The 12,548-nt window shown below is 40.9% G+C and carries 8 protein-coding genes; 1 reads left to right on the top strand and 7 read right to left on the bottom strand.

The window, feature by feature from the left end:
* Positions 1-101: 101 nt before the first annotated feature.
* From NBH14_RS01165 to NBH14_RS01195, 7 genes are all read right to left on the bottom strand, one after another.
* A complete protein-coding gene (locus tag NBH14_RS01165) occupies positions 102-2,762 on the bottom strand; it encodes a beta-galactosidase (protein WP_186958000.1) in 2,661 nt (886 codons plus the stop codon).
* A gap of 26 nt (positions 2,763-2,788) precedes the next feature.
* Positions 2,789-3,250 (bottom strand): DUF5018-related domain-containing protein, encoded by a 462-nt coding sequence (locus NBH14_RS01170; RefSeq protein ID WP_186958001.1) that lies wholly within the window; start codon positions 3,248-3,250, stop codon positions 2,789-2,791.
* A gap of 34 nt (positions 3,251-3,284) precedes the next feature.
* Positions 3,285-5,030: a RagB/SusD family nutrient uptake outer membrane protein gene (locus tag NBH14_RS01175; protein WP_186958002.1), complete on the bottom strand. Its 1,746-nt coding sequence runs from the start codon at positions 5,028-5,030 to the stop codon at positions 3,285-3,287.
* A gap of 29 nt (positions 5,031-5,059) precedes the next feature.
* Positions 5,060-8,440 carry a SusC/RagA family TonB-linked outer membrane protein gene (locus tag NBH14_RS01180; RefSeq protein ID WP_186958003.1) on the bottom strand — a complete coding sequence of 1,127 codons (3,381 nt, stop codon included), beginning with the start codon at positions 8,438-8,440 and terminating at the stop codon, positions 5,060-5,062.
* Positions 8,441-8,608: 168 nt separating this feature from the next.
* The gene (locus NBH14_RS01185) at positions 8,609-9,574 is read right to left on the bottom strand and encodes a FecR family protein (protein ID WP_186958004.1); all 966 of its coding nucleotides are present in this window, start codon (positions 9,572-9,574) and stop codon (positions 8,609-8,611) included.
* A 95-nt stretch (positions 9,575-9,669) separates the two neighbouring features.
* Positions 9,670-10,233: an RNA polymerase sigma-70 factor gene (locus tag NBH14_RS01190; protein WP_186958005.1), complete on the bottom strand. Its 564-nt coding sequence runs from the start codon at positions 10,231-10,233 to the stop codon at positions 9,670-9,672.
* Positions 10,230-10,838 (bottom strand): HU family DNA-binding protein, encoded by a 609-nt coding sequence (locus tag NBH14_RS01195; protein WP_009860572.1) that lies wholly within the window; start codon positions 10,836-10,838, stop codon positions 10,230-10,232. Before NBH14_RS01195 ends, NBH14_RS01190 begins: the two co-directional genes overlap by 4 nt.
* 324 nt (positions 10,839-11,162) lie before the next feature.
* Between NBH14_RS01195 and NBH14_RS01200 the strand changes: the two genes are divergently transcribed.
* Positions 11,163-12,506, top strand: a complete 1,344-nt coding sequence (locus tag NBH14_RS01200) for a S41 family peptidase (protein WP_186958006.1) — start codon at positions 11,163-11,165, stop codon at positions 12,504-12,506.
* The last annotated feature ends 42 nt before the right edge of the window (positions 12,507-12,548 follow it).

Raw genomic sequence — 12,548 nt, forward strand, 5'->3', positions numbered from 1 at the left:
ATAGCAACCATTTGGAGTATATTCAATGTTTCATCAAAATGGAACTTCTTTGAAATATTGTTGGAGATTTAGGAATAAAAGTAATTATAAATATATGTGATTTATTGATTATTTACTTCAAACCGATATTCCTGTTTTATCTGTATATCGGAAATTGTTGGAACGATGCAATCAGCCGGAACGACATTTTTCTCGAAATAAATCGGGACATCTGCCGATTTTAGTCCGTCGATACGTATCACCATAGGATTAGTATCGATTGATTCTTTCAGGCGGCTTAAGCTGAGAATCCATTCTGTTCCATCATAGAAAGAGTCACCTATCAGATTCCCGTTCAGGTAAGCATTGGCTACATCTCCTTTATAAGAAATATACAGACGTGTCTCCTCGTCGCTACAGGTTGCTGCCGGAGCTTTTACTTCATAAATACCTATGTGTTCTTCGGGAGCAAAGGTGGAAGGCTTATTATTTCCGGCAGTTGTTAGAACGGGTTTGTTATCTGCCGATAACCAGGTCGCATCAGTATTCCAAAGAATGCGTTTTCCATTCTTCAGAAGCACTTCTATTTCTGCAGTAATCTCTTTACCGTTGGAGGTCGTAAGTTCGATCGTATTGTTTCCGTTCTGAATGAAGTCCGTTACATTAGCATAGGAATAACCACCCATAGATGTCGCTTTTGTTTCTTTCCCATTGATCGTACAATTGGTTGAACCGGATGATACATAACGTAAATAGGCACGTTCCACTTTTGAAAATGTATTTAATGAGAACAGACGTTTTGCCATGTTACCTTCTGCCGGACGGATCCATTGACTTTTTTCCATAGGGGCAACGGGGCGGAATGTCGCTTGCAGATTATGTGTATCAGTTCTGACTGTTTGTTGTTTGAATGTTCCGTCTTTATACATCCAGATATCTGTCGATGGCTGGTCATTGATCAAAGTGATCTTATCGTTATCATAAATCAATGATGAATTGGTAATGCCGACAAATTCTTTTCCTTTTACAGTTCCTTTCCAGATATGATCCGATTCTTCCTCCGTCAGCGTAACAAAGCGTACTTTGGAACCATTCTCTTTCGTAATTTCAATGGCACATTCTTTACCCGGAGTTAACTGGTCGATGAAATACCCGTTTTTTTCTTCCCGGGATGTACCGTTCTTTACTTCAACGCTCCGGATTCCTTTGTTTTCAATTAAATATTCTCCAGGTATAAAATCATCCTCAAAGAAGAAGTAGGTATCAGTGCTTCCTTCTCTCAGGAAACAGACAGGTTGCGTCGTTGAATATTTCAACAGCACATTACTTAGCTCCTGATTAAATGGCCAAAGAAAGTAAGTTCCGTTTTTCACCGTTACTTTCTGACGTGGTATACGGATTGTCTCATCTTTCAACTTTATGGAGAACTGAACATTTTTATAGTCTTTCCGGCTATGTTTGTATAAATAATTGGAACAGAACAGATAACCGGTATTCCCGTTTAACCGGACGGCCCATTGCAAGTTGTCTCTATCCTGGTTAGTGGTAGGCAGATAAGCGACAGCCGGAGCCAGCGCTGTTCCGAAATCATTCATGAAATAGTTATATTTCTTCGTTTCCTGCATGACTGTTCCCAAAGTTCCGAATTCACGGATGGGGGCCTGGTAGTCGTAACTGATGCGAGGACCGGATGATTGGTATGTACTTATTTTCCCGACAGGATTAGTACCGCCGGTATACATATAATACCCCATCATATTGGCTCCGCACCCCAGGCGTAAATTGATATTTTCTCCCGCCATTTCTTCCGGCACGACGGCGCGGCGTTGGTAGAAGGCTGTGGTTCCCACGCCTATTTCACAAGTGAAGAAAGGGGAGTCATTATTTTCTCCGCTCAAAGATTCTACGTCTCCTTCAAGTTTGATAATATCGGTACCAATATTGTCAGAAAGACGGTTGTAAGTGAAAAACTCAAAATTGGATGTCGGTATTTCATCCTTTCCGGATGCAGTCCATGGAGCTTCGATATAGAACCCTGCGTAAGGAACGATTTCTCCTTTCGGATACTCGCTGTCCATCCAGTGGGTCATCGAATAAAGAGGAACATCGAATCCTATTTCTACTGCCATCTTTTTCAGGTTGAGAAGATGCGAGACGATCATTCCGGGACGTACGTATTCGTTTTCCAGTTGAAGAGCCATGATAGGACCTCCGTCTTTCCATAATAATCCTTTTACCTGATCGTATACAGCCTGATACCAACGTCGTGTATATTCGAGATATAAAAGGTCATTTGAACGAGTTATCAGATTTTTATTATTGACGATCCAGTCAGGTAATCCTCCGTTTTTGATTTCCGCATTGCAGTAAGGACCGAAACGCAAGTGCACTTTCATGTCCAGTTCTTTGCATAATTCGATAAAACGGCGGAGGTTGAGATGCCCTTCCCAGGATAGTTCACCTTCAAATTCTTCGTGCAGCGACCAGATACAGTAAGTCGCTACAATGTCAATGCCGGATGCCTTCATTTTTAATAAGGCATCGCGCCAGTATCTCGGATCCATCCGGTTGTAATGAATTTCTCCCATTACAGGGAGTTGAGGAATACCGCCTTCTTCCAGATATAGGTTATTAATGCGGATTTCTTTTCCAGCTGGGCCGGAATGGCCCAGTTGGAGGTATTTTACTGTGGGAGGAGTTACTTTACCCAAATCTATTTTGTACTGGGCAAAGATACTTCCCATGGCAAAGAGTAGCGCAGATAATAGAATTTCTTTTCTCATTTATAAGTCGTATTTTTATGTGCGTACTACTTATTTAAGTCAGTGATCCTGATCGTCCAGTTAGCATCGTCCCCGTTTCCTGCCGTTACTTTATATACAAATTCCTTGGCGGAAAAGTCTGACGGGAAAATCCCCATTGCGGGAGCATTACCTACCGGGCTAATGCGGGCGGAGGTCGATGCGTCAACGTTGATCGCTAATGTACTTAATGAAACCTGATTTCTGATTTCAGTTGTAAATGTCTGTGTGGCTTCAGGTACTTTGATCGTACAAACGATTTCTTTTGCTTTATTATCAATCGTTTTCTCCGTAGTCATTTCCATTACACGCAGTCTTTTACCACTTTCATCCCACCATCTGTATTCGAAACGGACATTTGTGATGTCATTCTGGTTGTACGTTTCCAGATCATCCAAACCTGCTTTCAGACAAGATGTGTTCAGCGCAATCAATAAAAGTAGAACTAAATAATTATACAGTGCTTTCATTTTCTTGTTATTTTTATAAGACATTTATAATCGGTTACCAACCTTCGTTTTGATCGAGAGACGGGTTGTTTACTCTTTCGCCTTCCGGAACAGGGAACAAATATCTTTTCTTTGTAAAGACACGTTCGTTGAAAGAAGTTTGGTAAGGCAAAGGTATGATTTCAAAACTTTTTCCGTCTTCGGAAATACTGATAGAATGATGTACCTTTGTCAACTCTTCCACTTTGTCTTTTCCATCGGCTTTTCCCCATCGTAATAAACTCCAGTACCTGTCGCCTTCATGCACAAGGTCAATGCGGCGTTCGCGTTTATAGGCTTTCCAGGCCGCATCAGAAGAAAGATTCAATGGCAACTCAGGCATTCCGCCGTGCACGGTACGGGTTTTATTGATATATTCGATTGCCGTGCTGATATTGCCTTGACGCAACATTATTTCCGCATAGTTCAGATAAGAACGTCCCAGACGCAGAACTACATAATGATAGTAGGTCGGATCTGAATTCAATAGCGGTTTTGCCGTATATACACCTTTGCGGTAAAGATAACCGCTCAGGGCCATTCCCCAATCACCACCTGCTTTACTGTCCCAATGCATATTCCCTTTGGTACGCATAGTTACGAGGCTGTTGAAATATCGGCTTGAATCCTGCACGACAGTTGCATAGAAGCGATTGTCCCGGTTTTGATAAATGGCAGTTGAGACATAGCCGCCGTTCTGTTGATAAGCCTTGTAGAAACTGCTTTGATCCCAGTCTTTGGCCGTTCCGTCTACATCTTTGATTTCGTAGTCGTTGACCAGATCGACAGAAGGGAACATTCCGATCCAACCTTCAAAGCTATCATTCAGTTTAGGGTTAGCGATGTCTTTCAGTTTGTCGTTGTTAACGTTTGGAACAAGATACTGCATCCATGTATCGCCGAATTTTGTGTTGTTCTCATGTCTGAATTGTGCCAGGATAATTTCTTTGGAACTTAACGCATAATCGAATTCGTTGAACATCTTTTCGTAATCGGTATCCAGACTATATTGCCCGAGAGCGAAAAGGTCTTCGCTGGCTTTCTTTGCAATGTTATAGTATTCATCCTGTCCTGATTCGATATAGGCAGCACCGTGAAGTGCCACTTCTGCCATCAGTGCATAGGCTGCCCCTTGAGTTAGTATACCAGTTTCAGAGCTTTTTATGGAAACAGGCAGGTTGACGGCTGCATCCTGCAAATCTTTTAGAATAAAATCGTAGGTATCCTTGATCGTCTCCGTTCTAGGTAATTCCATCTTTTCTTCCGGATCGAGTACACGGTCTACAATCATCAGTTTTCCAAATAAACGGGCACGGCTGAAATAAATCATGGCACGCTGCATTTTGGCCTGTGCGATCAGATAACTTTTTTCCTGTTCCAGAAAGGAAGTGTTTTCTTCCATTTTCTGAAGCAGAAGATTGCATTTACGGATGTTTGCATAAACTTCCCCAGCTTTTTTACTATCTCCACCTGGATAAGGATTCCATCCTGCATCGTAATAGCGGTCGATCTGTTCTTTATTCACATTGGAAGCGCCTCCATCATCCTGGATAACATCATTGTCTGTCCATTTATCATTCCAGACTAATTGTCCGGTGGCATAACTTAGCGAAGGATACAAGAAGGCCTGTGCCAGTTCTGCACTTTCCCATACATCATTTTCCGAAAATTTGTCTAACGGGCCTTTATCCAGAACGTCGCTGCAAGCTGTACATCCCATTACCAATGCCAATGATATTGTTTTGATAGTTATATTTTTCATATTATTAAAATTCAATTGTTACACCATTATTAAAATCCGACTGTTACGCCAACTGAATAAACACGTTGTACTGGGTATCCTCCGTTTGTAGAAGTTGTTTCCGGATCGAAATAGTCTGAAACCCCTGAAATTGTAAACAGGTTGGCCCCGGTTACGTTTACTTTACACGTGCTGAGCCAGTTGGCTTTTTTCAACAACTTATATTTGAAGTCGTAAGCAAGTGATAAGTTCTTTAAACGCAAGAAAGATGCGTTCTTCACCCAGAAGCTGGATTTTTCTTGATTATTCCCTCCATTTACATTTGCAGATAACGATTTTCTTGGGAAGGTTGCGTCTCTGTTATCTTCTTTCCAATAATCTAACTGATATTCGTTTTTCACATGGACGGATTGATCGTTTTTGGTATTAACTCCAAACTCCATATTGCGTTTGCCTGTCCCGTAAAACAGACCGGAAAGAGAAAATCCTTTATAAGAGAATGCAAAATCCACACCGTAAGTAAAATGAGGAGCCGTAGGCATTCCGTAACGGACTTGATCTTCGGCATCGATTTTACCGTCGCCATTAAGATCCTGATAAACAATGTCACCTAACTTTGTTTCAGAAGAAGACAACCTGCGGGGAACGCCCAAGACTTGTTCTGGGGATTGATACAAACCGTTGTCGATAAGTATGACATCGTAATAGTCTGTTTGGTGTGTGCTACGTTTATACGGATTCATTAGGGTAGACAGAGCTTCTTCCTGCTTTACTACATACAGATTATTATAATAGGTCATGTTTGTACCTACCTCATACTGGAAATCCGAACCGATATTGTCACCCCATCTCATAGACAACTCAAAACCTTCACGGCGATGTTCATTCTTCGATTTGATCTGTGGTAATTTTGTTCCCAGCGGAGTTGTATAGCGATCTTCCGGACTTACCAAACCACCTTTAGTCACATAAAAGAAATAGTCGGCAGAACCTTTTAAACGATAATTGAAGAATGCAACATCAATACCGTAGTTTAAAGAATTACGTGTATACCAGCTTAACAGCTCGGGGGATGTTAGTGCTCCTTCGTTGAATCCTGAAGCCAGCTCTCCTCCGATACAGATTGAGTTTTCAACCATGTTATAAGTTGATAAATAACCAAACTTGTTCACACCCGATTCCGTCCCCATCTGTCCGTAAGAACCGCGCAATTTCAGAAGATCAATGTTTCCCCGGTTCCAGCTTTTGAAGAAAGGTTCTTCTGTAATATCCCATCCCAGTGCAACAGACGGGAAGAACCCCCAGCGATGTCCCGGAGCAAAGTTATCTGAACCGTCGTAACGGAAACTTCCTTCGATATAATAGCGGTTTGCAAAGTCATATTTCAGACGTCCGACCAATCCCAATCGTCCGCCTTCTTCCGAATTTCCGGAGTTTTGCATGGTGGTACTGGAGCCGGCAAACAGTTGATCAACGGTGGTTGATAGATAATCCCTGCGGGAAGCCCAGAAATCATGGCCGGTGTTTTCAGCAGCAGTGAATACGAATTTGGCATCAATGGAATGCACATCGGCAAAAGTACGCAGGAAGGCTGCACTTAATTCGAACTGATAAGATTCACCGAAATAAGCTTCTTCCCGTAATGAGGGTTTTGTTACTTCTAACAGTGTTCCGTCCTTGCCGTATTGGGGTGCACGGGCCGAAAGTTTTTTTACATGACTTGAATTCAATCGGTAGTAAAACATGGAACCGAGTGATAATCCTTTTACCCAAGGAACTGCCCAGTCTGCGACAAACTGTGTGTTTAAGTACATTCCGTCGTTTTTATCATATCCGGAACGCTCGTCCATTTCCATCAACGGATTATCTGATACCGTACTTAAAGTTCCGTCTTCATTATAGGCTAGATCCAGCGGTGATTTTGCATTCAGGTGATCCCAGATAGAATTAGCGGCAAATGAAGGATATTTTTTCTTCTCCATAGCTGCATTAATGTTGAGAGATACTTTCAGGCCGATCTCCTCAAAGGTTGTGTTCACATTACTGCGGAGATTGTATCTTGAATAATTCAGGGCATCAGAGGTATATAAGCTACCCTGGTCGAATAAGCCTAATGACAGGTAATAGTTTACATCTTTTTGATTGCCCGTCATAGATAAAGAATGCCTATATTCCGGAGCGAAATTTTTCAAACCTAAAGAGTACCAATCTGTATTTGGGTATAGGTACGGATCGGATTGGTTTCTGATAATGTCCATTTCATCTTTACTGAATTGATGATATTCGCCATATCCGTCCGCTATTCCTGCCTGGTTCTGAAGATCTGCATATGTGTAAGAATCCAGTTTTTTCGGTATGACCGTCGGTTGGCTGTACTGGGCATTGAAAGAGTAGACAATGGATCTTTTACCCTTACGACCTTCTTTTGTTTTAACCAGAACGATACCGTCGGCAGCACGTGAACCGTAAACGGCTAGTGAAGCTGCATCTTTTAAAATAGATATACTTTCGATATCTTCCGGATTTAATGATTTAAATTCCCAACTGTCTGTGGAAATAATACCATCGATAACATATACAGGATCGCCGCCACCACGGATGGATATTTTAGGTTCGCTACCCGGTTCCCCTCCCTGGTTCTGAACGATAACCCCTGAGGCCCGTCCTTGTAGGGTGGATGCAACGTTTGGGAATGGCAGGTCTTGCAGTTTTTCGCCTTTTACAGCTGTAACGGCAGAAACCATTTTCTTAGCCGAAGTGGTTCCGTAACCAATTACGACTACTTCATCCAATGTCTCGCTATCCTCTTTTAACTGGATAGAAAGATCAGACCTGTTTCCAACAGCGATTTCCTGTGTCAGATAACCTATATAAGAAATTGTCAGGGTTGCGTTTTCCGGAATCTCTAGGCTGAAACGACCGTCTATGTCTGTGACATTACCGATAGTGGTTCCTTTTACTACGACATTGGCTCCGATAACAGGGGTGCCGGTTGCATCTTTAACGATTCCTGATATTTTTCTCTTATCCTGATTGATTGAACCTTTTTCCGCTTTCCTCAGAGAAATATATCCTTCGTTAAAATTATATTTGATTTGGCTGTTGTCGAAAGCCTCTTCCAATACCTGTGAGACGGGCTTATTCTTTGCATTGACCTGAATCTGTTCCTGTAGGTCGATCTCTTTTTCGCTGTACATGAAAAGATAATCGGTCTGCCTTTCTATCTCATTGATAAATTCCTTGAGTGGCAGATTATTCCTGCTGATGCTCACTTTTGCATTTTGCGAATGCAAAGAGGTTGCACTAAGCTGGAAAATTGCAATTAACGTGAGAACTGTTGTTATTTTCATAATACGAATTGTATGCTTTAATTCAATATAATTGACACAATTGAACAATAGCAATAAGTTTTTTTTCATAACTTTGCTCATAGCTTTAAAAGTTAATACTGTTTTTGAATGTTTGTGGAATACATGAAAGAAGGAAGGTATTGACTTGGGGTGAGTGCTGGTAACACTTGCCCCTTTTTTATACCCATTCCTGTGTAATGATCTGGCTTTACTTCATAGGCATTCTATTTTTAGGTGAATATGTTGTATTTAATATATTTCGATCTCTTCGTTATTGATTATCTTATACTGGAAATGATGCACCCCTTGTAACGCTTTCAGGATTCTTTCAATTTCATCACTCTGGCGGAACTTACCAGATACATACTGGTCAATCCGGGCAGATGATTTCACATCGAATTTTACATTATACCATAACGTGAGGTAGTCCAGTATTTCCGAGAACTTCTTGTTGCTGAAATAGAATATTCCGCTTTTCAGATATTCTTCGTTGTTGAATGAAGCGGCTGTTTTTATCAGATTCCCGTTCAATAAGGATACCATTTCGTTTGGTTTCAGTATGAAGTTTTCCTCCGGCTTGCTGTTGTTTGTGACTTGTACACTTCCCTTTACCAGGTTTGTTTCAAATCGTTCGCTTTCCGAATAGGCAAAGACATTGAAGCGGGTCCCGAGTACCTTTATATCGTAATGTTGTGTTTTCACGATAAAAGGTCGTTTGCTATCTTTTGTTACCGAGAAAAATCCTTCACCATCCAGTTCTACTGAACGTTCATCCTTGCTGAATTCATTCGGTATTTTGATAACGGAGCGAGGGCTTAACCAGGCCTCCGTACCGTCTTGCAGGGTCATAAAGATGCGTTGACCTTTAGGGACCTCTATCTTTGTATAGAGCGGTGCTTTTTCTTCCGGGATGAATTTGTCGGTAAGCAGCCAGATATTAACCAGTAAGATGGCTACGACAGCGGCATATTTTGCCAGATTGAGATAAAGACGACGAATCTGTTTCCGATTGATACGACTTCCCAGTTCTTCCATTTTGAGTGAAGCCCATTTATCGTCTCCATTCTGTTCTCCCAGCTTTGAAATAGTCACCGTATTTTGCATACGGATAAATTCAGCTTTCTTTTCCGGACTGGATTCTATCTGGTCGAAGAGTCCTTTCTTTTCTGTGTCTGAAAGTTCCCCAAGGAAATATTTATCTAGTTGTTCGTTCATGATACTTAATTACTCTTTCTACTAGTATGACGAAATACTTCCGACCATCTACTAGTCGGAAACAGAAAAAAAATAAATTTTTTTGAGAAAAGATTTCAGATGATGAAAATAAAGAGGGGCAGATAATCTTTCAACTCAACTTTTAATTTACGTATGGCGGTTGCAATATGATTTTGTACGGTATGGACAGAAATATTCAGTTGCGTGGCTATTTCCTCATGCTTTAATCCGTTCATTCTGCTCAGAATGAACACCTGCCGGCATTTCTCCGGCAGGTGTTCAATTGCATGGGCTAATAAATCTTCTATTTCTTTTTCGGTAAAAATGTTTTCATCGAATTGCATCAAGGCTTCCATCTTCAGTTTCAGTTCTCTGTCCTGTAAACTGTCCAGTGATTCTTTTTTACTGTCTATTAATGTTTTATGGCGATAAAAGTCGATGCATCTGTTTTTAGCCAGCGTGAACAGGAAAGCGTTGAGGTTGGTCAGGGAGTCCAACATATCCCGGTGTTCCCACAAATACATGAAAATATCCTGTACGATGTTTTCGGCATCTTCGATGGATACGACATATTCGCGTGCGAACCGTACCAATTTAGGAAAATATACCAGATATATTTTCGAAAAGGCATGTTTCTCTGTCCCTGAAAAGTTATTCATATTTTTTCCTGTTTATTAATGGGCACATATAATACAGCTTTCCCATATCCCAGCTTTTTTATTCTGCCGTCTTCGATCAGTTCTTTCAGGTCGCGCACGGCAGTGGACCGGTTGCACCCGTTTAACCGCATGTATTGTGCTGCTGTGAAAAACTCTTTCTCTTCCGATGCGATCAGCATACGGCCTTTCCGTTGTTCGGGAGAATAGCTTGTTGCACAGGCATCGGAGTCCCTTTCCAGGTCTATAGACTTCAAACGATTTTTTAATTTTTTACTTCCTTTGAAATGCACATTCCCAAAATTTACGGACCAGGAACGTATTTCTTTTTTATCCATCACCGGGCGACTTTTCAGGGAGATGGAAAATGATCCCAGGTCATCTAACTCGACAGTATATCCGTACCGCAGATTTTTCGAAATAACTTTAGCCAGTGCATCCAGCATTCCTTTGGTAGTGGCCGTGGAATAGCCGCAACTATCAGCTATCTCTTCTGCGATCTCCTGTGTATGGATCGTTCCTCTGGGTACAATCCGGGCATGTAAAGGTTGTTTCTTTCCGTCGCCTTTGGGGTTCGGATTCTCATATAAGGCATATTTTGCTCCCATAATAGTCGTTGTAAAAAGGTTCAATTCTGTTTAGTATTGCATATCACAGCTGTCTTCCTTTCATATCACAGTTGGATTCTGTTTGTTTCACAGATGGATTTCTTTTGTTTCACAACTGTGATATGAAAAGAGGATTTGTACAAATGTATAATATATCTCGGGAAAATCACTCTGTCCGGCAGGTAATTTTTTATTCCCGGCGGGTAATTGGGATTATCTTCGGATACTTTCGACGAAATGAATTAATAAGATATGCTGCCGGATTATAGAATTAATTCCTATATTTGATGAGATTCAAAACATGACTGTAAATCCGGTGTTATTATGGGAAATTTGATAATAAGTATTTTGGTTTGCTTATCCTTTATAGGATGTTCTGATAAGGATGGTTTGTTAAGTCCGACAGAGATGAAAGAGGATATCCGGTTCTATTTTCATATGATCAGGGATATTCATCCGGATCCCTATCAACGTTATGATTCGCTGACTTTTGTCAGGTTGGAGGCTGAGATGATAGAATCTTGTTCTGAGCCTATGGCGAGAGAGGATTTTGGATTCAGGTTGATGAAGACCCGTAAATTTCTGGATGGGCATGTCGGGGTTTTCGATTTCTTTTCTCTTCCGGGACGCTATCATTTTCCGTCTGTTGAATTTCAGGGAGATCTGATGTTGTTAGGGAATGATACTTTATTGGCTGTGAGAGATTCTTTCGCTTCTTATACAGCCCTGGATGTAGATTCTATGATTCCGTGGGACCAGCCTTCGAAAATCCGAAATGAGAATATGAATTTGTTGTTGAATTTGTTATTGTCTCCAGCAAATAAGAGTACAATGACCTATACCGGTGTATTAAAGACTGCGAATGGAACTCGCGATACGCTTATTTATGTGGACACCCGTAGGGTAAAGAAGAATCCTATTTATACCCAGCCTTACTCTTCAAAATTTTATCCGGAAGATTCAATAGCTGTTCTTTATTATAATAGCTGTATGATTTATGGCGAAGAAGATGTGAAGCATTACGAAGGATATGTCAATGCCTTTTTTGACGAACTGAAAAGTAAGAAGATAAAAACGTTGTTTATTGATGTAACACATAATGGAGGAGGGTCGGATGGTAATAACTCTGTCATAATAAATCATTTAAAAGCAGATGCATTTACTTCTAAAGTAAGGATGACGGGTAAGAGAGCAGGGATAGAGGAATACCTTAAATCGGATCTGGTCAAGAAGTTCTTCAATGAAAATGAAACAACCAAAAATTATTGGTTGGAGACTTTTGGAAATCCTATTATGGAAAAGGGGGTAGCTGTTTTAGAAGAGTCTGCACCGGCCAGGGAATCCGGTTACGAAGGAAACGTGTTTGTGATTATGGGAAATAGAACATATTCTGCCGGAGCTGATTTTTGTTTATCAATAAAAGCGTTTAAGGCAGCTACATTAGTTGGGGAAAAGGCTGGTCAATATTATCCTATTTGTGGAAATGCTATCAGGGGGACTTTACCTAATTCGAAGGTAATGTATCAGATTCCTTCGACGGAAGCTTTTTATGAACCGGAAACTTTATTTGAGAATGGGTATATCTGTCCGGATATTTCATATCCGCTGAAGGAAGAGATGGGGGTGGAGGATTATAAGGAAATACTTAGTTTTTCTTCAATTCCTTGATTTATTCTATATCTAAAATATTGACACAGTCCTAGCAGAACT

Source organism: Parabacteroides caecihominis (assembly GCF_023656785.1).
GTDB lineage: Bacteria > Bacteroidota > Bacteroidia > Bacteroidales > Tannerellaceae > Parabacteroides > Parabacteroides segnis.